The sequence below is a fragment of the Streptomyces sp. WAC 06738 genome, from assembly GCF_003945505.1.
In the GTDB taxonomy this organism is placed as follows: Bacteria; Actinomycetota; Actinomycetes; order Streptomycetales; family Streptomycetaceae; genus Streptomyces.
Map to the genome: position 1 here is coordinate 6,338,544 of NZ_CP029618.1, position 24,085 is coordinate 6,362,628.

11 protein-coding genes and 3 rRNA genes are annotated in these 24,085 nt (G+C 68.3%); 11 read left to right on the plus strand and 3 right to left on the minus strand.

Features of this window, described 5'->3' with window-relative positions; translation table 11 throughout:
* Nucleotides 1–236 precede the first annotated feature (236 nt).
* From DMB38_RS27860 to DMB38_RS27875, 4 genes are all read left to right on the plus strand, one after another.
* On the plus strand, nucleotides 237–2,468 hold the full coding sequence (locus DMB38_RS27860; RefSeq protein WP_125937453.1) for a polyribonucleotide nucleotidyltransferase: 2,232 nt from the start codon (nucleotides 237–239) through the stop codon (nucleotides 2,466–2,468).
* Nucleotides 2,465–3,877: a pitrilysin family protein gene (locus DMB38_RS27865; protein WP_125937454.1), complete on the plus strand. Its 1,413-nt coding sequence runs from the start codon at nucleotides 2,465–2,467 to the stop codon at nucleotides 3,875–3,877. Before DMB38_RS27860 ends, DMB38_RS27865 begins: the two co-directional genes overlap by 4 nt.
* A 110-nt stretch (nucleotides 3,878–3,987) precedes the next feature.
* On the plus strand, nucleotides 3,988–4,743 hold the full coding sequence (gene dapB, locus DMB38_RS27870) for a 4-hydroxy-tetrahydrodipicolinate reductase (RefSeq protein ID WP_125937455.1): 756 nt from the start codon (nucleotides 3,988–3,990) through the stop codon (nucleotides 4,741–4,743).
* A gap of 22 nt (nucleotides 4,744–4,765) precedes the next feature.
* Entirely contained in the window at nucleotides 4,766–5,209 is a 444-nt protein-coding gene (locus DMB38_RS27875) for a membrane protein (RefSeq protein ID WP_047018417.1), read from the plus strand.
* Between the two features lie 45 nt (nucleotides 5,210–5,254).
* On the opposite strand, the gene DMB38_RS27880 is transcribed toward DMB38_RS27875, so the two are convergent.
* Complete coding sequence (locus DMB38_RS27880) at nucleotides 5,255–5,821, minus strand: hypothetical protein (protein WP_125937456.1); 567 nt, start codon at nucleotides 5,819–5,821, stop codon at nucleotides 5,255–5,257.
* A gap of 103 nt (nucleotides 5,822–5,924) precedes the next feature.
* Nucleotides 5,925–6,155, minus strand: a complete 231-nt coding sequence (locus DMB38_RS27885) for a hypothetical protein (protein WP_125937457.1) — start codon at nucleotides 6,153–6,155, stop codon at nucleotides 5,925–5,927.
* Between the two features lie 344 nt (nucleotides 6,156–6,499).
* On the opposite strand from DMB38_RS27885, the gene dapA reads away from it, so the two are divergent.
* The 5 genes from dapA to rrf all read left to right on the plus strand — a co-directional run bounded on the left by dapA (nucleotide 6,500) and on the right by rrf (nucleotide 14,705).
* The gene (gene dapA, locus DMB38_RS27890) at nucleotides 6,500–7,399 is read left to right on the plus strand and encodes a 4-hydroxy-tetrahydrodipicolinate synthase (protein ID WP_125937458.1); all 900 of its coding nucleotides are present in this window, start codon (nucleotides 6,500–6,502) and stop codon (nucleotides 7,397–7,399) included.
* Between the two features lie 181 nt (nucleotides 7,400–7,580).
* Nucleotides 7,581–9,266, plus strand: a complete 1,686-nt coding sequence (locus DMB38_RS27895; RefSeq protein WP_125937459.1) for a ribonuclease J — start codon at nucleotides 7,581–7,583, stop codon at nucleotides 9,264–9,266.
* A 376-nt stretch (nucleotides 9,267–9,642) separates the two neighbouring features.
* Nucleotides 9,643–11,170 (plus strand): 16S ribosomal RNA (locus tag DMB38_RS27900).
* A gap of 192 nt (nucleotides 11,171–11,362) precedes the next feature.
* Nucleotides 11,363–14,492, plus strand: a 23S ribosomal RNA gene (locus DMB38_RS27905).
* 96 nt (nucleotides 14,493–14,588) lie between these two features.
* Nucleotides 14,589–14,705: ribosomal RNA gene (gene rrf, locus DMB38_RS27910) — 5S ribosomal RNA — on the plus strand.
* Together the 16S, 23S and 5S rRNA genes form the textbook arrangement of a ribosomal RNA operon.
* Nucleotides 14,706–14,780: 75 nt before the next feature.
* Here the strand turns inward: rrf and DMB38_RS27915 are convergent.
* Nucleotides 14,781–17,420 (minus strand): SpoIIE family protein phosphatase, encoded by a 2,640-nt coding sequence (locus DMB38_RS27915; protein ID WP_125937460.1) that lies wholly within the window; start codon nucleotides 17,418–17,420, stop codon nucleotides 14,781–14,783.
* 346 nt (nucleotides 17,421–17,766) lie between these two features.
* Between DMB38_RS27915 and DMB38_RS27920 the strand changes: the two genes are divergently transcribed.
* Nucleotides 17,767–23,151, plus strand: a complete 5,385-nt coding sequence (locus DMB38_RS27920) for a HAMP domain-containing protein (RefSeq protein WP_125937461.1) — start codon at nucleotides 17,767–17,769, stop codon at nucleotides 23,149–23,151.
* Nucleotides 23,152–23,394: 243 nt separating this feature from the next.
* Nucleotides 23,395–24,057: a response regulator gene (locus tag DMB38_RS27925; RefSeq protein ID WP_018838062.1), complete on the plus strand. Its 663-nt coding sequence runs from the start codon at nucleotides 23,395–23,397 to the stop codon at nucleotides 24,055–24,057.
* The last annotated feature ends 28 nt before the right edge of the window (nucleotides 24,058–24,085 follow it).

Sequence of the window (24,085 nt, forward strand, 5' to 3'; positions counted from 1 at the left end):
ATCAGCACAGAGTGAATACGGGGAGCAACCGCCCGCAGCCGCCGGACAGTGCCGACAGCGGGCGCCGGTCCTCGGTAGTGGCCTTCGGAGCACGCGAGAGCGCGCACCCCGGTGGCTTCGATCGAAGACCGGCCCGGCCTACAGCCGCTCATCCGGGCCCGAGCCTGCCGCGCGGGTGCTCCACCGCTCACCGCCCACGCCACACGGGCGTGGGCGCAGACGAGGAGAATTTCCTGGTGGAGAACGAAACCCACTACAGCGAGGCCGTCATCGACAACGGCTCGTTCGGCACCCGCACCATCCGCTTCGAGACCGGCCGGCTCGCCAGGCTCGCCGCCGGCTCCGCCGTCGCCTACCTCGACGACGAGACCATGGTCCTCGCGGCGACCAGCGCCTCCAAGCAGCCCAAGGACCAGCTCGACTTCTTCCCCCTGACGGTGGACGTCGAAGAGCGCATGTACGCCATCGGCAAGATCCCCGGCTCCTTCTTCCGCCGCGAGGGCCGCCCCAGCGAGGACGCCATCCTCACCTGCCGGCTCATCGACCGGCCGCTGCGCCCCTCCTTCAAGAAGGGCCTGCGCAACGAGATCCAGATCGTCGCCACGATCGAGGCGCTCAACCCCGACCACCTCTACGACGTGGTCGCCATCAACGCCGCCTCCGCCTCCACCCAACTGGCGGGCCTGCCGTTCTCCGGTCCCATCGGCGGCACCCGCGTCGCCCTCATCCGCGGCCAGTGGGTGGCCTTCCCCACCCACGCCGAGCTGGAGGAGGCCGTCTTCGACATGGTCGTCGCCGGCCGCGTCCTCGACGACGGCGACGTCGCGATCATGATGGTCGAGGCCGAGGCCACCGACCAGACCGTCGAGCTGGTCAAGGGCGGCGCCACCGCGCCGACCGAGGAGGTCGTCGCCGCCGGCCTGGACGCCGCCAAGCCCTTCATCAAGACCCTCTGCAAGGCGCAGGCCGACCTCGCCGCCAAGGCCGCCAAGCCGACCGGTGAGTTCCCCGTCTTCCTCGACTACCAGGACGACGTGCTCCAGGCGCTCACCCAGGCCGTGCGCGACGAGCTGGCCCAGGCCCTCACCATCAGCAACAAGCTGGAGCGCGAGGCCGAGCTGGACCGCGTCAAGGACGTCGCCGCCGAGAAGCTGCTGCCGCAGTTCGAGGGCCGCGAGAAGGAGATCTCCGCGGCGTACCGCGCGCTCACCAAGGAGCTGGTGCGCGAGCGCGTCATCCGCGAGAAGGTCCGTATCGACGGCCGCGGCGTGACCGACATCCGCCCGCTGGCCGTCGAGGTCGAGGCGATCCCGCGGGTGCACGGCTCGGCGCTCTTCGAGCGCGGCGAGACCCAGATCATGGGCGTGACGACGCTGAACATGCTCCGCATGGAGCAGCAGCTCGACACCCTCAACCCGGTGACGCGCAAGCGCTACATGCACAACTACATCTTCCCGCCGTACTCCACCGGCGAGACCGGCCGCGTCGGCACCCCGAAGCGCCGCGAGATCGGCCACGGCGCGCTCGCCGAGCGCGCCATCGTGCCGGTGCTGCCCAGCCGCGAGGACTTCCCGTACGCGATCCGCCAGGTCTCCGAGGCCCTCGGCTCCAACGGCTCGACGTCCATGGGCTCCGTCTGCGCCTCGACGATGTCGCTGCTGAACGCCGGTGTGCCGCTGAAGGCCCCGGTCGCCGGCATCGCCATGGGCCTGATCTCCAAGGAGATCGAGGGCGAGACGCGCTATGTGACGCTGACCGACATCCTCGGCGCCGAGGATGCCTTCGGCGACATGGACTTCAAGGTCGCCGGCACCAAGGAGTTCGTCACCGCCCTGCAGCTCGACACCAAGCTCGACGGCATCCCCGCCTCCGTGCTGGCCGCGGCCCTGAAGCAGGCCCGCGACGCCCGGCTGCACATCCTCGACGTGATGATGGAGGCCATCGACCGGCCGGACGAGATGTCCCCGCACGCCCCGCGGATCATCACCATCAAGATCCCGGTGGACAAGATCGGCGAGGTCATCGGCCCCAAGGGCAAGATGATCAACCAGATCCAGGAGGACACCGGCGCCGAGATCACCATCGAGGACGACGGCACGATCTACATCGGTGCCGCCGACGGCCCGGCCGCCGAGGCCGCCCGTACGACCATCAACGGCATCGCCAACCCGACGATGCCCGAGGTCGGCGAGCGCTACCTGGGCACGGTCGTGAAGACCACCTCCTTCGGCGCCTTCGTCTCCCTGCTCCCCGGCAAGGACGGTCTGCTGCACATCTCGCAGATCCGCAAGCTCGCCGGCGGCAAGCGCGTGGAGAACGTCGAGGACGTCCTCGGCGTCGGCCAGAAGGTCCAGGTCGAGATCGCCGAGATCGACCAGCGCGGCAAGCTGTCCCTCATCCCCGTCCTGGAGGACGAGGAGAAGGACGGCGACGACGCCGGGAAGTCCGAGGACGAGTCCGCGAAGTGACTCTCCCCCGCAGCAGTCGGAAGGCGGCCCGCCCCCCGTACCGGGGGCGGGCCGTCCCCCGTCCGCGCTCCACGACCGCGACGCTCCTCGCAGGCGCCGGCGGCTCCGCCGGCCCGGACGGTGCCGGCACCGTACGCAAGACGGTGCTGCCCGGCGGGCTGCGCGTGCTCACCGAGAGGCTGCCCGCCGTCCGCTCCGCGACCTTCGGCATCTGGGCGCACGTCGGCTCCCGCGACGAGACCCCCGCGCTCGGCGGCGCCACGCACTACCTGGAGCACCTGCTCTTCAAGGGCACGAGGACGCGCTCGGCCCTCGACATCTCCGCGCCCATCGACGCGGTCGGCGGGGAGATGAACGCGTTCACGGCCAAGGAGTACACCTGCTACTACGCGCGGGTCCTCGACACGGACCTGCCGCTGGCCATCGACATCGTCTGCGACATGCTCACCGGCTCCGTCATCCGCGCCGAGGACGTCGAGGCCGAACGCGGCGTCGTCCTCGAAGAGATCGCGATGACCGAGGACGACCCCGGCGACTGCGTCCACGACCTCTTCGCCCGCACGATGCTCGGCGACACCCCCCTCGGCCGCCCCGTCCTCGGCACCGTCGAGACCGTCACGGCCCTCACCCGCGACCGCGTCGCCCGCTTCTACCAGCGCCACTACGTGCCCACCCGGCTCGTCGTCGCCGCCGCGGGCAACGTCGACCACGACGACGTCGTACGCCGGGTGGCCGCCGCCTTCGACCGCGCCGGCGCGCTCGACGCCACCGGCGCCGCCCCGCACGGCCCCCGCGCCGGCAGCCGCGCGCTGCGCACCGCGGGCCGCTTCGAACTCCAGGAGCGCCGCACCGAGCAGACCCACCTCGTCCTCGGCGCCCCCGGCGTCGGCCGGCACGACGAGCGCCGCTGGGCGCTCAGCGTGCTGTCCGCGGCGCTCGGCGGCGGCATGAGCTCCCGGCTCTTCCAGGAGATCCGGGAGAAGCGCGGCCTGGCCTACTCGGTGTACTCGTACACCTCGGGATTCGCCGACTGCGGCCTCTTCGGCGTCTACGCGGGCTGCCGCCCCGCGCAGGCCGCCGACGTGCTCAAGCTCTGCCGCGAGGAGCTGGCGCTCGTCGCCAAGAAGGGCCTGCCCGACGACGAGGTCGCGCGCGCCGTCGGCCAGTTGTGCGGCTCCCTGGTGCTGGGCCTGGAGGACACCGGCGCGCTGATGCACCGGCTCGGCAAGAGCGAGCTGTGCTGGGGCGAGCAGATGTCGGTCGACGACATCCTGGCCCGTATCCGCGCCGTCACCCCCGACGACGTCCGCGAGGTGGCCGCGACCGTCCTGGGCCGCCGCCCGTCCCTGTCCGTCATCGGCCCGGTCACGGACCGCCAGGCCACCGCGCTGCGGGCGGCGGTGGCCTGAGGGAGCGGGGCGCGGGTGCCGCGGGGACACGGCGTAACGTGGGCGCGTGCCCGCGGCCGCGGCGACGCCCCCTCCCGGAGCAACCCATCGACACCGGAGGTAGTACGCGCATGACCACCCAGCTCAAGGTCGGCGTCATCGGCGCCCGCGGCCGTATCGGCTCCGAGGCCGCCGGGGCGGTCGAGGCCGCCGAGGACATGGACCTCGTCGCCGCCGTCGACCGCGACGACGACCTCGCGGAACTGACCCGGGCCGGCGCCCAGGTCGCCGTCGAGCTGACCCACCCGGACTCCGCCCCCGCCAACGTCGACTTCTGCGTACGCCACGGAATCCACGCCGTCGTCGGCACCACCGGCTGGACCGACGACCGCCTCGCCGCGCTGCGCACCCGGCTCGCGGAAAGCCCCGGCACCGGCGTGCTCATCGCCCCGAACTTCTCCCTCGGCGCCGTCCTCACCATGCACTTCGCCCGGCAGGCCGCGAGGTTCTTCGAGTCCGCCGAGGTCGTCGAGCTGCACCACCCGAACAAGGCCGACGCCCCGTCCGGCACCGCCACCCGCACCGCCCGCCTCATCGCCGAGGCCCGCCGCGAGGCCGGCCTGCCGCCGCAGCCCGACGCCACCGCCACCGCCCTGCCCGGCGCCCGCGGCGCCGACGTCGACGGGGTGCCCGTGCACGCCGTACGCCTCCGCGGACTCCTCGCCCACCAGGAGGTGCTGCTCGGCGACACGGGGGAGACCCTCACCATCCGGCACGACTCGCTGCACCACAGCAGCTTCATGCCGGGCATCCTGCTCGCCGCCCGCCGGGTGCCCGTGACCCCGGGCCTGACGGTCGGCCTGGAACACTTCCTCGACCTCGGCTGACGCCGCCTCCGGGAATCCGCTCATGCGCTCGAAGATCACGTACATCGTGCTGTCGGCCGTGCTGGTCGTGTACTTCTTCCTCGCCGGCACCCGCGGCTGGTACCTGCTGCGCGAGGGCACGCCGCTGACCGTCGCCTTCGGCGTCGCCGTGCTCGTGCTCCCCGCCATCGGCATCTGGTTCCTCTGGCACACCACCGCCTTCGCCCGCGCCGCGAGCGCGCTGGCGCGGGAGCTCGACGCCGAGGGCGGGCTGCCGGTCGACGAGCTGAAGCGCACCCCGAGCGGCCGTATCGACCGCGACTCGGCCGACGCCGTCTTCCGCCGCCGCAAGGCCGAGACGGAGGCGGCGCCCGAGGACTGGCGGAGCTGGTTCCGGCTGGCGGTCGCGTACCACGACGCGCGCGACACCCCGCGGGCGCGCAAGGCGATGCAGCAGGCGATCAGGCTGCGCCGGGCGGCGGGGTAGCGGGGCCGTACGCGGGCGGGCGCCGCCGGCGGCGCCACGGGAGCGTCAGCGCAGCTCCGTCGCCCACGCCTCGACGGTGTCGGCCGCCCGGTCGAACGCCTCGGGGCGGCTCAGGAAGTCGGCGTTGGAGTCCGTCAGCAGCGGCCGCAGCGGCGCCGAGTCCCCGCCCCGCCCCCGCCGCGCTCCCGGGACCACGAGGAGCGCCTGCCCCTGCACCGTACGCGGCAGGCCGAGCCACTTCACCGGCTGCTGCACGGTCCGTACGGCGGCGACCTCGTCCCACGCCAGGGTGACGGTGCGGAGGAGATGCACCTGCCGCAGTCCGTGCGCGCTCACCCACACCCCGACGCGCAGCAGCCGCAGCGCCGCCAGGATGATGCCCCCCGCCACGCCCGCGCAGGTCAGCGCGCCCGTGACCGAGTCCGCGAGCAGCATGATGACGGTCGCGAAGAGGAGATACGAGGCGAGCAGCAGCTCGATGGCCGCCATGAGCACCCGCCAGGGTCCCGGACGGTACGGCCGGCGCCAGCGGTCGCGGTCGGCGTAGGGGAGGGGCGCGTCGCCGGCGACGTCTCCGAAGTCGCGGTCGGCGGTGAGAAAGGGCAGTGGCACGCCTGCGAGGCTAGCGAGGCCCCGGCGGGCCCACCACCCCGGGGGTGCGGACGGGGCAACCGGGGCGGCCGTGACGACGGTGACAGGGGTGCCGCGGGCGGCGTCAGGGGGTGTGCTGCGCGGACCCCGGGTCGTCGGTGAGCTCCATGGCCGGGATGCCGAACACCACCGCGCCGACGAGCCCCGCCACTATCAGCACTCCCACCAGCGCCCGGCCGGCGATCTCGCCGATCCCGGCGCGTTTCACGGGGGGCGGCACGGGGACGTCGCTGCGGAAGCGGTCGGCCTCCGCTACGAAGGCGAACGGAACGGGCTCACGCCGACGGCGAAGCATGCGGGGCACCACCTCAGGGCTCGTGGGTTTGTCGACTTGACTCCTGCCATCCGGGCAACGTCGGAACGTCCCGTAAAGTGCCCAGATCCAGGGCCATGTGCCGAATACCTCTCAAAGATACCCGGCCGTAGCGGGCACCCGGCGGGCTGCCGGGGCCGGGGGCGCTCGAAAGGCGCTGCGAATTGTCTGGAATGGTGGTTATCGCGAAGTTCGCCTAGGCTGAGGATACGAACCCGGTACTGCTTGAACCCCCGAGCAGGCAGTGCCGGGTTCTCCCGCGACTGCCGCAACCGCACGCCACCCAAGCGCGCACTCCGGGCATTCTTACGAGTAGCGTGTCACTCATGGCTCCGACATCCACCCCGCAGACGCCCTTCGGACGGATGCTGACCGCCATGGTCACGCCGTTCACCCCCGACGGCGCCCTCGACCTCGACGGCGCCCAGCGACTCGCCGCCCACCTCGTCGACGCAGGCAACGACGGGCTGGTGCTCAACGGCACCACCGGTGAGTCCCCCACCACGAGCGATGCGGAGAAAGCCCAGCTCGTACGGGCCGTGGTGGACGCCGTCGGCGACCGCGCCCACATCGTCGCCGGAGCCTCGACGAACGACACCCGGCACAGCGTCGAGCTGGCCCGCGCCGCCCAGGACGCCGGCGCCCACGGCCTGCTGGCCGTCACGCCGTACTACAGCAAGCCGCCGCAGCAGGGCCTCTACGCCCACTTCACGGCCATCGCCGACGCCACCGACCTGCCCGTGATGCTCTACGACATCCCCGGCCGCAGCGGCGTCCCGATCAACACCGAGACCATGGTCCGGCTGGCGGAGCACCCCCGGATCGTCGCCAACAAGGACGCCAAGGGCGACCTCGGCCGCGCGAGCTGGGCCATCGCCCAGACGGGCCTGGCCTGGTACTCCGGCGACGACATGCTGAACCTGCCGCTGCTGTCCGTCGGCGGCGTCGGCTTCGTCTCCGTCGTCGGCCACCTCGTCACCCCCGAACTGGTCGCCCTCATCGAGGCGTACACCGGCGGGGACGTGGCCAAGGCCACCGAACTGCACCAGCAACTGCTCCCCGTCTACACCGGCATGTTCCGCACCCAGGGCGTCATCACCGTCAAGGCGGCGCTCACCCTGCGGCAGATGCCCGGCGGCCCGCTGCGGCTGCCCCTCGTCGGACTCTCGCCGGAGGAGACCGAGCAGCTCAAGCGGGACCTCAAGGGCGGCGGCGTGCACGTGTAGCCGTACGCGCCCGGCCGTACGCGTCGCACCACCGCCGTCCTCACCGCCGTAGAGACGTCACAACCGCATACCGAGAAATCCGCGGCGCGGCTTCAGGGAAGCCGCCGTCGCACGCATCCATGTGCGCCCCGCCCGGGCCCGCCGCCGGGACCCGGCCGGTGCGCATGGTGAGGAGACACCTTTGAGCCATCCCCATCCCGAACTCGGCCCACCCCCCGCACTCGCGGAGGGCGCCCTGCGCGTCACGCCGCTCGGCGGACTCGGCGAGATCGGCCGCAACATGACCGTCTTCGAATACGGCGGCCGCCTGCTGATCGTCGACTGCGGCGTCCTCTTCCCCGAGGAGGAGCAGCCCGGGGTCGACCTGATCCTTCCCGACTTCTCCACCATCAGGGACCGCCTCGACGACATCGAGGGCATCGTCCTCACGCACGGCCACGAGGACCACATCGGCGCCGTGCCGTACCTGCTCCGCGAGAAGGCGGACATCCCCCTGATCGGCTCCAAGCTGACCCTCGCCCTCATCGAGGCCAAGCTCCAGGAGCACCGCATCCGCCCGTACACCCTCCAGGTCGCCGAGGGCGGCAGGGAGCGCATCGGGCCCTTCGACTGCGAGTTCGTCTCCGTCAACCACTCCATCCCGGACAGCCTGGCCGTCGCCGTCCGCACCCCCGCGGGCGTCGTCGTGCACACCGGCGACTTCAAGATGGACCAACTGCCCCTCGACGGCCGCCTCACCGACCTGCCCGCGTTCGCGCGCCTCGGCGAGGAGGGCATCGACCTGCTGCTGGTGGACTCCACCAACGCCGAGGTCCCGGGGTTCGTGGCCCCGGAGAAGGACATCTCAGGCGTGCTGCGCGGGGTGTTCGCGGCGGCGCAGCGAAGGATCATCGTCGCGAGCTTCGCGAGCCACGTGCACCGCATCCAGCAGGTCCTGGACGCGGCGCACGCGTACGGCAGGAAGGTCGCCTTCGTCGGCCGTTCCATGGTCCGCAACATGGGCATCGCCCGCGACCTCGGCTACCTGCGCGTGCCCGCGGGACTCGTCGTCGACGTGAAGACCCTCGACGACCTGCCGGACCGCGAGGTCGTCCTGGTCTGTACGGGCTCGCAGGGCGAGCCGATGGCCGCCCTGTCCCGGATGGCCAACCGCGACCACCAGATCCGCATCGTCGCCGGCGACACCGTCATCCTCGCCTCGTCCCTCATCCCCGGGAACGAGAACGCGGTCTACCGCGTGATCAACGGCCTCACCCGCTGGGGCGCCAACGTCGTCCACAAGGGCAACGCCAAGGTCCACGTCTCGGGCCACGCCTCGGCCGGCGAACTGCTGTACTTCTACAACATCTGCAAACCCCGCAACGTCATGCCGGTCCACGGCGAATGGCGCCACCTGCGCGCCAACGCCGAACTCGCGGCGGCGACGGGCGTCCGCGCGGACCGCATCGTCATCGCGGAGGACGGCGTGGCCGTCGACCTGGTCGACGGGGTCGCCAAGATCTCCGGCAAGGTCCAGGCGGGATACGTGTACGTCGACGGCCTCTCCGTCGGCGACGTGACGGAATCCTCGCTCAAGGACCGCCGCATCCTCGGCGAGGAGGGCATCATCAGCGTCTTCGTCGTGGTCGACAGCACCACGGGGAAGATCGTGGGCGGCCCCCACGTCCAGAGCCGCGGATCCGGCATCGAGGACGGGGCGTTCCGGGCCGTCATCCCGAAGCTGGAGGAAGCCCTCGCCAAGTCCGCCTCGGACGGCGTCGCCGAGACGCACCAGCTCCAGCAGTTGGTCCGGCGCACGGTGGGCAAGTGGGTCTCCGACACCTTCCGCCGCCGCCCGATGATCCTCCCGGTCGTCGTCGAGGTCTGACACCCCACGGGAGACGCCCCGTTGCCCCCGACCCGGCCCCAACCCCCGCCTCGGACATTGCCCCAGGCGGGGGTTGGGGCCGGAGCCGATTTGCACGAGGACCGAACGTCCAGTAGGTTGACGACACCGCCCGATGAGCCCGAGGGCCGTCGTGCCCGCTCAACTGGGGCCGAGGGGCGGTCATTTCAACCCACAGGAAGCTGTTAGGGTTGGAACACACCGAAGGGAAACGCCCGGAGAGGCCCGAGAGGGTTTTGAAGGTAGTGTCCGTTCTTTGAGAACTCAACAGTGTGCCAAGTAATCGATGCCAAGTGTTTGATGTAGTGACACAGTTATAGCGAGGCAGACTCGTTTCTGTGATTGCGTCTTGTATGCATTTACGGAGAGTTTGATCCTGGCTCAGGACGAACGCTGGCGGCGTGCTTAACACATGCAAGTCGAACGATGATCCGGTTTCGGCCGGGGATTAGTGGCGAACGGGTGAGTAACACGTGGGCAATCTGCCCTGCACTCTGGGACAAGCCCTGGAAACGGGGTCTAATACCGGATAGTACCTTCGGGCGCATGCCTGTTGGTGGAAAGCTCCGGCGGTGCAGGATGGGCCCGCGGCCTATCAGCTTGTTGGTGGGGTGATGGCCTACCAAGGCGACGACGGGTAGCCGGCCTGAGAGGGCGACCGGCCACACTGGGACTGAGACACGGCCCAGACTCCTACGGGAGGCAGCAGTGGGGAATATTGCACAATGGGCGCAAGCCTGATGCAGCGACGCCGCGTGAGGGATGACGGCCTTCGGGTTGTAAACCTCTTTCAGCAGGGAAGAAGCGAGAGTGACGGTACCTGCAGAAGAAGCGCCGGCTAACTACGTGCCAGCAGCCGCGGTAATACGTAGGGCGCAAGCGTTGTCCGGAATTATTGGGCGTAAAGAGCTCGTAGGCGGCTTGTCGCGTCGGATGTGAAAGCCCGGGGCTTAACCCCGGGTCTGCATTCGATACGGGCAGGCTGGAGTTCGGTAGGGGAGATCGGAATTCCTGGTGTAGCGGTGGAATGCGCAGATATCAGGAGGAACACCGGTGGCGAAGGCGGATCTCTGGGCCGATACTGACGCTGAGGAGCGAAAGCGTGGGGAGCAAACAGGATTAGATACCCTGGTAGTCCACGCCGTAAACGGTGGGCACTAGGTGTGGGCGGCATTCCACGTCGTCCGTGCCGTAGCTAACGCATTAAGTGCCCCGCCTGGGGAGTACGGCCGCAAGGCTAAAACTCAAAGGAATTGACGGGGGCCCGCACAAGCGGCGGAGCATGTGGCTTAATTCGACGCAACGCGAAGAACCTTACCAAGGCTTGACATACACCGGAAAACCGTGGAGACACGGTCCCCCTTGTGGTCGGTGTACAGGTGGTGCATGGCTGTCGTCAGCTCGTGTCGTGAGATGTTGGGTTAAGTCCCGCAACGAGCGCAACCCTTGTCCTGTGTTGCCAGCACGCTCTTCGGGGTGGTGGGGACTCACGGGAGACTGCCGGGGTCAACTCGGAGGAAGGTGGGGACGACGTCAAGTCATCATGCCCCTTATGTCTTGGGCTGCACACGTGCTACAATGGCCGGTACAATGAGCTGCGATACCGCAAGGTGGAGCGAATCTCAAAAAGCCGGTCTCAGTTCGGATTGGGGTCTGCAACTCGACCCCATGAAGTCGGAGTCGCTAGTAATCGCAGATCAGCATTGCTGCGGTGAATACGTTCCCGGGCCTTGTACACACCGCCCGTCACGTCACGAAAGTCGGTAACACCCGAAGCCGGTGGCCCAACCCCTTGTGGGAGGGAGCCGTCGAAGGTGGGACTGGCGATTGGGACGAAGTCGTAACAAGGTAGCCGTACCGGAAGGTGCGGCTGGATCACCTCCTTTCTAAGGAGCACAGCGCCGCATGCAAGCAAGTGTCTTGCACGGCCAGCTCATGGGTGGAACATCGATTACGGCAGAGCCTGAGCTTTGGGTTCTGCCTGGCGCACTGTTGGGTGTCTGAGAGTACGGGCGTAAAGCACCTGTTTCTCTTATGGGTTGTTGTTTGAGAACTGCACAGTGGACGCGAGCATCTGTGGCCAAGTTTTTAAGGGCGCATGGTGGATGCCTTGGCACCAGGAACCGATGAAGGACGTGGGAGGCCGCGATAGGCCCCGGGGAGCTGTCAACCGAGCTGTGATCCGGGGGTGTCCGAATGGGGAAACCCGGCAGTCGTCATGGGCTGTCACCCGCTGCTGAATGTATAGGCGGTGTGGAGGGAACGCGGGGAAGTGAAACATCTCAGTACCCGCAGGAAGAGAAAACAATTGTGATTCCGGGAGTAGTGGCGAGCGAAACTGGATGAGGCTAAACCGTTTGTGTGTGATACCCGGCAGGGGTTGCGCAGGCGGGGTTGTGGGAGTTTACGTGACTGGTCTGCCGGCTGGTCGGCGAGTGAGAAACCGTGCATGTAGACGAAGGGCATGCGAAAGGCCCGGCGTAGAGGGTAAGACCCCCGTAGTCGAAATGTGTGCGGCTCGTTGTGAACCACCCAAGTAGCACGGGGCCCGAGAAATCCCGTGTGAATCTGGCGGGACCACCCGCTAAGCCTAAATATTCCCTGGTGACCGATAGCGGATAGTACCGTGAGGGAATGGTGAAAAGTACCGCGGGAGCGGAGTGAAAGAGTACCTGAAACCGTGTGCCTACAAGCCGTGGGAGCGTCGCCGTTGTTCTTTCGGGGACTTCGGTCGTGACTGCGTGCCTTTTGAAGAATGAGCCTGCGAGTTAGCGGTGTGTAGCGAGGTTAACCCGTGTGGGGTAGCCGTAGCGAAAGCGAGTCCTAGCTGGGCGAGTGAGTTGCACGCTCTAGACCCGAAGCGGGGTGATCTAGCCATGGGCAGGGTGAAGCGGCTGTAAGAGGTCGTGGAGGCCCGAACCCACCAGGGTTGAAAACCTGGGGGATGACCTGTGGTTAGGGGTGAAAGGCCAATCAAACTCCGTGATAGCTGGTTCTCCCCGAAATGCATTTAGGTGCAGCGTCGTGTGTTGCTTGCCGGAGGTAGAGCTACTGGATAGGCGATGGGCCTTACCGGGTTACTGACCTTAGCCAAACTCCGAATGCCGGTAAGTTGAGCGCGGCAGTGAGACTGCGGGGGATAAGCTCCGTGGTCGAGAGGGAAACAGCCCAGAGCATCGACTAAGGCCCCTAAGCGTATGCTAAGTGGGAAAGGATGTGGAGTCGCAGAGACAACCAGGAGGTTGGCTTAGAAGCAGCCATCCTTGAAAGAGTGCGTAATAGCTCACTGGTCAAGTGATTCCGCGCCGACAATGTAGCGGGGCTCAAGCGTACCGCCGAAGTCGTGTCAGCAGCACAGATAGCCTTAACGGGTGTGTTGTTGGGTAGGGGAGCGTCGTGTGCCGGGTGAAGCATCCCTGTAAGGGAGGTGTGGACGGTTCGCGAGTGAGAATGCAGGCATGAGTAGCGATACACACGTGGGAAACGTGTGCGCCGATTGACTAAGGGTTCCTGGGTCAAGTTGATCTGCCCAGGGTAAGTCGGGGCCTAAGGCGAGGCCGACAGGCGTAGTCGATGGATAACCGGTTGATATTCCGGTACCCGCTGTGAAGCGCCAAACATCGAATCAGGTGATGCTAAGCCCGTGAAGCCCCCTGTCTGATCCTTCGGGTGAGGATGGGTGTGGTGGAGCCGGTGATCCGAGCTTGTAGTAGGTGAGTGATGGGGTGACGCAGGAAGGTAGTCCAGCCCGGGCGGTGGTTGTCCCGGGGTAAGGGTGTGGCCCGTTGTGCAGGTAAATCCGCGCAACATGAGGGTGAGACCTGATGCCGAGCCGATTGTGGTGAAGTGGATGATCCTATGCTGTCGAGAAAAGCCTCTAGCGATGTTTCATGGCGGCCCGTACCCTAAACCGACTCAGGTGGTCAGGTAGAGTATACCGAGGCGTTCGGGTGAACTATGGTTAAGGAACTCGGCAAAATGCCCCCGTAACTTCGGGAGAAGGGGGGCCGCTTCCGGTGATCCGTTTTACACGGGGAGCTGGGGGTGGCCGCAGAGACCAGCGAGAAGCGACTGTTTACTAAAAACACAGGTCCGTGCGAAGCTGTAAGGCGATGTATACGGACTGACGCCTGCCCGGTGCTGGAACGTTAAGGGGACCGGTTAGTCACTCTTCGGGGTGGCGAAGCTGAGAACTTAAGCGCCAGTAAACGGCGGTGGTAACTATAACCATCCTAAGGTAGCGAAATTCCTTGTCGGGTAAGTTCCGACCTGCACGAATGGCGTAACGACTTCTCGACTGTCTCAACCATAGGCCCGGTGAAATTGCATTACGAGTAAAGATGCTCGTTTCGCGCAGCAGGACGGAAAGACCCCGGGACCTTTACTATAGCTTGATATTGGTGTTCGGTTCGGCTTGTGTAGGATAGGTGGGAGACTGTGAAGCGGCCACGCCAGTGGTTGTGGAGTCGTCGTTGAAATACCACTCTGGTCGTGTTGGATGTCTAACCTGGGTCCGTGATCCGGATCGGGGACAGTGTCTGGTGGGTAGTTTAACTGGGGCGGTTGCCTCCTAAAGGGTAACGGAGGCGCCCAAAGGTTCCCTCAGCCTGGTTGGTCATCAGGTGGTGAGTGTAAGTGCACAAGGGAGCTTGACTGCGAGACTGACGGGTCGAGCAGGTGCGAAAGCAGGGACTAGTGATCCGGCGGTGGCTTGTGGGAGCGCCGTCGCTCAACGGATAAAAGGTACCCCGGGGATAACAGGCTGATCTTCCCCAAGAGTCCATATCGACGGGATGGTTTGGCACCTCGATGTCGGCTCGTCGCATCCTGGGGCTGGAGTCGGTCCCAAGGGTTGGGCTGTTCGCCCATTAAAGCGGCACGCGAGCTGGGTTTAGAACGTCGTGAGACAGTTCGGTCCCTATCCGCTGCGCGCGTAGGAGTCTTGAGAAGGGCTGTCCCTAGTACGAGAGGACCGGGACGGACGGACCTCTGGTGTGCCAGTTGTTCTGCCAAGGGCATGGCTGGTTGGCTACGTTCGGGAGGGATAACCGCTGAAAGCATCTAAGCGGGAAGCCTGCTTCGAGATGAGGACTCCCACCCCCATGAAGGGGTTAAGGCCCCCTGTAGACGACGGGGTTGATAGGCCGGATCTGGAAGCCCTGTGAGGGGTGGAGGTGACCGGTACTAATAGGCCGAGGGCTTGTCCATAGCTGCTTGCGTCCACTGTGCGGGTTCTGAAACAACAACCCGCCCACACAACCTGTACCGGTCTGGTACGGGGTGTGGGGGATAGTTTCATAGTGTTTCGGTGGTCATAGCGTTGGGGAAACGCCCGGTCTCATTCCGAACCCGGAAGCTAAGCCCGACCGCGCCGATGGTACTGCATGGGGGACCGTGTGGGAGAGTAGGTCACCGCCGAACAATCTTTAGTACTCAACCCCCGGACACCGTCCGGGGGTTGAGTCATTTCAGGGCCCTTTCCCAGGGCCCTGTCTCCTACTCGCCGTTCCCGTTCATCTGGCCCGGCACCCGCATCGTCAGGATCGCCATGTCGTCCGACGCCGGCTCCGCCGCGAAGCGTTCCACCGTGCGCAGCACCCGTGCTGCCACCGCGCCCGCGGTGAGACCCGTGCATGTCGTGAGGACGTCGATCAGGCCCTCGTCGCCGAGCATGCGGGTGCCCTCGCGGCGTTCCGTCACGCCGTCCGTGACGCACAGGAGGACGTCGCCCGGGTCGAGGACCAGTTCTTCGCTGTGGAGCTCCAGGTCGTCCAGGACGCCCAGCAACGGCTGGGATTCCGTGGCCTGTTCCACCGTGCCGTCGGGGCGCAGCCGGAGCGGGGGCGGGTGGCCGGCGCAGACGGTCTTGAGGACGGCGCTGCCGTCCGGCTGGGGCCAGAGTTCGCCGTAGAGGAGCGTCAGGAAGCGGCCGCGTGCGCCCTCGTCGAGGATGGCGGCGTTGAGGCGCTCCAGTACCGCCGGGCCGCCGAAGCCCTCGCGGGCCAGCAGGCGCAGTGCCGTACGGGCCAGGCCCGTGACGGCGGCGGCCTCCGGGCCCGTACCGCAGACGTCTCCGATGGCGAAGCCGTAGGTGCCGTCCCGGATCTCGAAGAGGTCGTAGAAGTCGCCGCCGACCTCGTTGCCTTCACCCGCGGGGCGGTAGATGACCTCGACCTCGACGCCGGGGATGTCCGGCAGGCCCGGCGGCAGGAGGCTGCGCTGCAGGGACTGGCTGATGGTGGTGCGCTCGGAATAGAGGCGCGCGTTGTCGAGGGCGAGGGCCGCCCGGCGGGAGAGGTCCTCGGCGAGTTCGAGGATCTCCTGGCGGAAGTGCTCGTCGGTCGGCTTGCCGAGGACGAGCATGCCGATGACGCGGTTGCGGGCGACGAGCGGCAGCACAACGGTTTCGCCACCGACGGTCGCCGCCGTGGCCAGAGAGGTCTCCGCGTCCTCGGCGAGGGTCGTGTTGCCCGCGATGCTGAGACTGAGGAACGAGCTGCGCATCGCCAGCGTGTGCGCCGCGTCGCCCGGGCCGCGCCACTGGCGGGCGCCGGGGACGAGGACGGCGTCGGGCGGGTCGATGCGGGAGAGGAGGGCGCGCAGGTCGTCGATGCGGTCCTCGTCCTCGTGCAGGACGTAGCTGAGTTCGGGCTCGGCCTGTTCCGGCAGGGTGTAGACGGCGCACCAGGTGGCGAGTGTGGGGACGATCATCTGGGCCATGAGGGCCAGAGTCTGGTCCCGGTCCAGGGTGCCGGCGAGCAGGTCGGAGGCTTCGACGAGGAAGGACAGGGAGCCGCGCCGCAGCCGCTCCAGCTCGCCGAGGCGGGCGGACTCGACGGCGAGCGCGATGCGGTCGGCGGCGAACTGGAGGCGTAGCGCCTCCTCGTTGGTGTAGCGGCCGGGCATCTCGGCGGCGACGCCGAGGGAGCCGGTGAGGCGGCCTTCGACTTTCAGGGGTACGGAGACGACGGAGCGCATGCCGGTGGTCGCCAGCAGCGGTACGGCGTCGGGGTCGGCCATGAGGTCTTCGTGGACGGACGGGAGGCGGGCGGAGCCGTAGCGTCCGGTGCCGGTCTCGACGGGGACGCGGGCGAACCGCTGGCGGGCGGAGGGCAGCCCGGTGGAGGCCCGTACCTCCAGCTCGGTCTCGTCGTCGGTGGCGAGCAGCAGGTACGCGGCGTCGCCGGCCAGCATGTCGCGGGCGCGCTCCACGGTGCGCTGGAGCAGGCCGTCGAGGTCGTCGGGCGAGGGGGTGCCGATGAACGCCTCGAAGGAGTTGCCGCCGGGGAAGCCCCCGGCGTGGCCCTCGCTGCCGGCGCTGTCGCCCGCGGGGACGCGCAGCGGGGTCTGCAGGATGGCGCGCTCGCGGTCGCGGACCATGAGGCAGATCGTGGACGGGTCGCCGGCCGAGTCGCGCAGGCGCATGTGCGAGGCGTAGACGGGGGTGACGCGCCCGTCGTTGCAGCGGATGCCGTACGAGCCCTCCCAGCGGGAGAGTTGGAGCGCCTCGACCAGTCCCGTGCCGGTGCCGGGGGTGTGCGGCCAGGCGGCGAGGTCACCGAGGGGCTTGCCGATGACCTTCTCCGGTTCGTAGCCGAAGAGGTCGTGGGCGTCGTCGTTCCACTCGCTGACGAGGCCGCCGCGGTCGATGCGGACGACGGCGACGCGGATGCGCTCCTCGGCCAGCGGCAGCTCGTCGACGGGCAGCTCCGGGCCGGCGGCCCGGGTGCCCGCGGGTGGTTCCGCGACGGAGAGCTGGAACCAGACGCGCTTGTGCTCCGCGGTGTAGTCGACGCCCCAGCGGCTGGCGAGGGCGGCGCAGAGCATCAGGCCGCGGCCGCCTTCGCGGTCGAGGGGCGTGGGCTGGAGCTGCGGGCTGTGCAGCGGCAACTCGCGCTCGGCGTGCCGGTCGGCGACCTCGACCCGTACCGCGTCTGCCATTCGGACACAAAGGACGTCTACGGCCGTACCCGCATGAATTATGGCGTTCGTCACAAGCTCACTGGTCAGTACGACGGCGTCGTCTGTAGCCTCGGGATAGCCCCAGCCCTGGAGGGTGTCGCGGACGAAGGTCCTGGCCGCGGCGACGGAGCGCCCGACCGGCTCGAAGGTGGCCGCAGCCCGCGCGGTGGTCACCAGCTCTCCTCTCGATGTGCCACTCTCCCGGCTGAAGGGATGGACGGCGGATGCCAGGGTACTTACCTTCACCCTGCGGACAGATGCCGGATCCTTCTCTTAACACTCGGAAAGTGCGCCTTAGCCGCCGAACTGTTATGGCCTGCCAGGGCCGGGGTGAAACACTGGGAAGGCTTCGGAGGGAGCCCGAGGCGAACGTCGACCCTGCGGGAGGGACACAGTGGAGTCTGACGCGAGCGCGCCGGGCGTGAGTCCGCGCACGAAGGGCGGGCGCTCCCGGACGCCCTCCGGGACCACACAGGTCGATACGGCCTCGCTGTATCGCCTGCTCGGCGCCCTGGAATCGATGCGCGATGGCAACTTCCGCAAGCGTCTGCGGGTCGGCGGCGACGGCGTGATGTCGGAGATCGCCGAGGTCTTCAACGAGGTCGCGGAGCGTAATCTGCACGTCACCGGCGAGCTGTCGCGGGTGCGGCGCATGGTCGGCCGCGAGGGCAAGCTCGCGGAGCGGCTGTCCGCGGGACCCTGCGAGGGGTCGTGGGCGGCGGCGGTCGACGCGTCGAACGCGCTCGTCGACGACCTCGTACGCCCCCTGGCCGACGTCGGCAGGGTGCTGACCGCGGTGGCGGAAGGCGATCTGCAGCAGCGCATGGACCTGCGGCCGCAGGGCCAGGACGGCGCACCGCACCCGCTGCGCGGCGAGGTGCTGAAGATGGGCCGCACGGTCAACGGGCTGGTGGACCAGCTCTCCGTGTTCACGGACGAGGTGACCCGCGTCGCCAGCGAGGTCGGCACCGAGGGGAAGCTCGGCGGCCAGGCGAAGGTGCGCGGGATGTCCGGGTCCTGGAAGGACCTCACGGACTCCGTGAACACCATGGCGTACCGGCTGACGGCCCAGGTCCGCGACATCGCCCTGGTGACCACGGCGGTCGCCAAGGGCGACCTGTCCCGCAAGGTCACCGTGCACGTCGACGGCGAGATGCTGGAACTGAAGAACACCGTCAACACGATGGTGGACCAGCTCTCCGCGTTCTCCTCCGAGGTGACCCGGGTGGCCCGCGAGGTGGGCACCGAGGGCGAGCTGGGCGGGCAGGCACAGGTCGAGGGCGTCGGCGGGGTGTGGAAGGACCTCACGGACAGCGTGAACCTGATGGCGGGCAACCTGACCGCCCAGGTGCGCGGCATCGCGCAGGTCACCACCGCGGTCGCCAACGGCGACCTGTCGCAGAAGGTGACCGTCAGCGCGCGCGGCGAGGTCGCCCAGCTCGCGGACACGATCAACACGATGACCGAGACGCTGCGCACCTTCGCCGGCGAGGTGACGCGCGTGGCCAGCGAGGTCGGCGCGGAGGGCCGGCTGGGCGGGCAGGCGCAGGTGCCCGGCGCGGCGGGGATCTGGAAGGACCTCACCGACTCGGTGAACACCGCCTTCTCCAACCTCACCCGGCAGGTGCGCGAGTTCGCGCAGGTGACGACGGCGGTGGCCAACGGCGATCTGTCGCAGAAGGTCACGGTGGACGTCTCCGGCGAGATGCTGGAGCTGAAGAACACGGTCAACACCATGGTCGACCAGTTGTCGTCCTTCGGCGCCGAGGTCACGCGGGTCGCCCGCGAGGTCGGCGTGGAGGGCGAACTGGGCGGGCAGGCGCAGGTGGCCGGGGCCGCCGGCACGTGGAAGGACCTGGTCGACTCGGTCAACACGGCGTTCCGCAACCTCACCGGTCAGGTCCGCAACATCGCGCAGGTGACGACGGCGGTCGCGAACGGCGATCTGTCGCAGAAGGTCACGGTGGACGTCTCCGGCGAGATGCTCCAGCTCAAGAACACCGTGAACACGATGGTGGACCAGTTGTCCTCCTTCGCCGACCAGGTGACGCGGATGGCGCGGGACGTGGGCACGGAAGGCCGTCTCGGCGGCCAGGCGCGCGTCGAGGGCGTCTCGGGTACGTGGAAGGACCTCACCGACTCCGTCAACTCGATGGCGAGCAACCTGACAGGTCAGGTCCGCAACATCGCCCAGGTGACGACGGCCGTGGCGCGCGGTGACCTCTCGCAGAAGATCGAGGTCGACGCCCGCGGGGAGATCCTGGAGCTGAAGAACACCGTCAACACGATGGTCGATCAGCTCTCGTCCTTCGCCGAGCAGGTCACGCGGGTGGCGCGCGAGGTGGGCACGGAGGGCCGTCTCGGCGGGCAGGCCCGGGTGCAGGGCGTCGCCGGCGTCTGGCGGGACCTCACCGATTCGGTCAACTTCATGGCCGGCAACCTGACCGGCCAGGTCCGCAACATCGCCCAGGTCGCGACGGCGGTCGCGCGCGGTGACCTCTCGCAGAAGATCGACGTGGACGCGCGCGGGGAGATCCTGGAGCTGAAGAACACCATCAACACGATGGTGGACCAGCTCTCGTCCTTCGCGGACCAGGTGACCCGGGTCGCCAGCGAGGTCGGCACCGAGGGCAAGCTCGGCGGCCAGGCGGAGGTGCAGGGCGTCTCCGGTACGTGGAAGGACCTCACCCAGTCCGTCAACTCGATGGCGAACAACCTCACCAACCAGGTGCGCAGCATCGCCGAGGTCACCACCGCGGTGGCGCGCGGCGACCTGTCCAAGAAGATCACCGTCGACGCGCGGGGCGAGATCCTCGAACTCGTGACGACGGTGAACACGATGGTCGACCAACTGTCGTCGTTCGCCGAGCAGGTCACGCGGGTGGCGCGCGAGGTGGGCACGGAGGGCCAGCTCGGCGGCCAGGCGCGGGTGCGCGGGGTCTCGGGCATCTGGAAGGACCTCACCGACAACGTGAACCAGATGGCGGTGAACCTGACCAGCCAGGTGCGCAACATCTCCCAGGTCGCCACCGCCGTCGCCAACGGCGACCTGACCCGTACGGTCACGGTCGAGGCCCGCGGCGAGGTCCAGCAGCTCGCGGCCACCGTCAACACCATGGTCAAGACGCTGTCGTCGTTCGCCGCCGAGGTCACCCGCGTCGCCCGCGAGGTCGGCACGGACGGCCGGCTCGGCGGCCAGGCCCGCGTGCCGGGCGTCTCGGGTACGTGGAAGGACCTCACCGAGTCCGTGAACTCGATGGCGTCCAACCTCACCAACCAGGTGCGCAACATCGCCATGGTGACCACCGCCGTGGCCAGCGGCGACCTGTCGAAGAAGATCGACGTGGCCGCGCAGGGCGAGATCCTGGAGCTGAAGACCACGATCAACACGATGGTCGACCAGCTCTCGTCCTTCGGTGACGAGGTGACCCGGGTCTCGCGCGAGGTGGGCACCGAGGGCCGCCTCGGCGGGCAGGCGCGGGTGCCCGGGGTCTCCGGGATCTGGAAGGACCTCACGGAGTCGGTCAACCTGATGGCGAACAACCTCACCAGTCAGGTGCGGCAGATCGCCCAGGTGGCCACGGCGGTGACCCGCGGCGATCTGAACCTCAAGATCGACGTGGACGCCTACGGCGAGATGATGGAGCTGCAGGACCACATCAACACGATGATCGTGAAGCTCCGCGAGACGACCATCGCCAACAAGGAGCAGGACTGGCTGAAGGGCAACCTCGCCCGCATCTCCGGCCTGCTGCAGGGCCGCCGCGACCTCGCCGACGTGGCGCGGCTGATCATGAGCGAGCTCACCCCGGTGGTCGCCGCCCAGCACGGCGCGTTCTTCCTCGTGCAGCGCACCGGCGCCGAGGCGGTCGTCGAGATCGGCGCGGCCAGCGGGGACGACGCGTACGAGCTGCGCATGATCGGCTCGTACGGGCACTCCGGGAACGAGCTGCCACACATCCTGCGGCCCGGCGAGACGCTGGTGGGCACCGCCGCGCAGGAGCGGCGCCCGATCGTCGTCGAGAACGTCCCCAAGGGTTATCTGAAGATCGCCTCGGGGCTCGGCCAGGCGCCGCCGGCGCACGTCATCGTGCTCCCGCTGATCTTCGAGGGCCGGGTGCTGGGCGTGGTGGAGCTGGCGTCGTTCCAGCCGTTCACCCAGATCCAGAAGGACTTCCTCGGCCAGATCGCCGAGGTCATCGCCACCAGCGTCAACACGATCAGCGTCAACTCCAAGACGGAGGTGCTGCTCAGCCAGTCCCAGGAGCTGGCCGCGCAGTTGCGCGACCGGCAGGGCGAGCTGGAGGTGCGGCAGAAGGCGCTCCAGGAGTCGAACGCGGAGCTGGAGGAGAAGGCCGAGCTGCTGGCCCGGCAGAACCGCGACATCGAGATCAAGAACGTCGAGATCGAGGAGGCCAAGCAGGGCCTGGAGGAGCGGGCGGAGCAGCTCGCGGTCTCGATGCGGTACAAGTCCGAGTTCCTGGCGAACATGTCGCACGAGCTGCGCACGCCGCTGAACTCGCTGCTGATCCTGGCGAAGCTGCTCGCGGACAACGGCGACGGGAACCTGACGCCGAAGCAGGTGGAGTTCGCCGAGACGATCCACGGCGCGGGCTCGGACCTGCTGCAGTTGATCAACGACATCCTCGACCTGTCGAAGGTCGAGGCGGGCAAGATGGACGTGAGCCCCACCCGGATCGCGCTGGTGCAGCTCGTCGACTACGTGGAGGCGACGTTCCGGCCGCTGACGGCGGAGAAGGGCCTGGACTTCTCGGTACGGGTCTCGCCGGACCCGCCGGCGACGCTCAGCACCGACCAGCAGCGGCTGCTCCAGGTGCTGCGCAACCTGCTGTCGAACGCGGTGAAGTTCACCGACAGCGGTGCGGTGGAGCTGCTGATCCGCACCGCGAAGGACGACGTGCCGCAGGCCATCAAGGAGCAACTGCTCGAGCAGGGCGCGCTGCGCGACCCGGACGCCGAGCTGATCGCGTTCTCGGTCACGGACACCGGCATCGGCATCCCGTCGAACAAGATGGGCGTGATCTTCGAGGCGTTCAAGCAGGCCGACGGCACGACGAGCCGGAAGTACGGCGGCACGGGCCTCGGGCTGTCGATCAGCCGGGAGATCGCCCGGCTGCTGGGCGGCGAGATCCACGTCGACAGCGAGCCGGGCCGCGGCTCGACGTTCACGCTGTACCTGCCGCTGCACCCGACCGAGCTGCCGGCCCCCGGGCTGCCGGGCACGGGCGGCGCCGTCACGGGCGCGCTCGCGGCGGGCCTGGAACAGGCGGAGGCGGCGAAGGCCGCCGCCGCGGCCGACGTCGAGGCGCTGCCTTCCGGGCGTACGGGAAAGTCCCCTGACGGGCGCTCAGGCGCCCCGGAGCTGCCCGCGGGACCCACGACGGGCGAGACGGGCGCGCGGGACGCCTCGGGGGCGTCTGGAGCCCTTTCCGGCGCCCTCTCGGTGAACGGGGGCGCCGAGCAGGCGGCGCCGCAGCGGTCGGCGTCGCCGCGCTTCAAGGGCACGTTCCGCGGCGAGAAGGTGCTCATCGTCGACGACGACATCCGCAACGTCTTCGCGCTGACGAGCGTGCTGGAGCAGCACGGGCTCGCGGTGCTGTACGCGGAGAACGGCCGCGAGGGCATCGAGGTGCTGGAGCAGCACGAGGACGTGGCCGTGGTGCTGATGGACATCATGATGCCGGAAATGGACGGCTACGCCACGACCGAGGCGATCCGCCGGATGCCCCAGTTCGCCGGGCTGCCGATCATCGCCCTGACGGCCAAGGCGATGAAGGGCGACAAGGAGAAGAGCATCGAAGCGGGCGCATCGGACTATGTGACCAAGCCGGTGGATACCGACCGATTGCTGGCCGTAATGACCGGTTGGATGAGCGGAGAGTAATCAAATCGCCGTGAATTCCTGCTCTTTGATGACTCAGTGTGGCCAATTGCGTGTGAGAACGCGGGATTCCGGGAACCAAACTGATCGCAGGCGCGTTGTCGCTGTGTATGCAGTGACAACTCGGTGACAGGGTGTGGCGAGTCTCGGGGTGTGGATACGATGACCGGCACGAGGGCGGGCGGCACGGTGGGCGCGTCTTTGGCGACGAGGACCGGCACACCGCCGGGGCGAGGAGGGCAGGCCATGGTGCAGAAGGCCAAGATTCTCCTGGTCGATGACCGGCCGGAGAATCTGCTGGCGCTGGAGGCCATCCTTTCCGCGCTGGATCAGCACCTGGTCCGGGCGTCGTCCGGGGAGGAAGCGCTCAAAGCGCTGCTGACCGAGGACTTCGCGGTGATCCTGCTCGACGTGCAGATGCCGGGCATGGACGGGTTCGAGACCGCGGCGCACATCAAGCGCCGCGAGCGCACCCGCGACATCCCGATCATCTTCCTCACGGCCATCAACCACGGCCCGCACCACACGTTCCGGGGCTATGCCGCCGGGGCCGTCGACTACATCTCCAAGCCGTTCGACCCCTGGGTGCTGCGGGCGAAGGTCTCGGTCTTCGTCGAGCTGTACATGAAGAACCTGCAGTTGCGCGAGCAGGCGGGCCTGCTGCGGCTCCAGCTCGAAGGCGCCCAGAAGGGCAACGGCGACGGGGCCGCGCAGACCGGGCTGCTCGCCGAGCTGTCCGCCCGGCTCGCCGCCGCGGAGGAGCAGGCCGAGGCGCTGTCGAAGCAGCTCAGCGGGGCGAACGCGGAGTCCGCCGTCGTCGCCACCGCCGCGCACCTGGAGCGGAAACTCACCGGGCTGCGCAAGGCGATCGACGCCCTGGAGCCCGGCTCCCGCCCCGACGCGGAGTAGCCGGGCCCGCCCGGCGGGGCGCGGGTGC

Excerpts from the sequence above, each read along its gene's own strand:
- dapB (WP_125937455.1), top strand. The coding sequence starts at position 3,988 with ATGACCACCCAGCTCAAGGTCGGCGTCATCGGCGCCCGCGGCCGTATC.
- DMB38_RS27875 (WP_047018417.1), top strand. The coding sequence starts at position 4,766 with ATGCGCTCGAAGATCACGTACATCGTGCTGTCGGCCGTGCTGGTCGTG.
- DMB38_RS27885 (WP_125937457.1), bottom strand. The coding sequence starts at position 6,155 with ATGCTTCGCCGTCGGCGTGAGCCCGTTCCGTTCGCCTTCGTAGCGGAG.
- dapA (WP_125937458.1), top strand. The coding sequence starts at position 6,500 with ATGGCTCCGACATCCACCCCGCAGACGCCCTTCGGACGGATGCTGACC.
- DMB38_RS27920 (WP_125937461.1), top strand. The coding sequence starts at position 17,767 with ATGCGCGATGGCAACTTCCGCAAGCGTCTGCGGGTCGGCGGCGACGGC.
- DMB38_RS27925 (WP_018838062.1), top strand. The coding sequence starts at position 23,395 with ATGGTGCAGAAGGCCAAGATTCTCCTGGTCGATGACCGGCCGGAGAAT.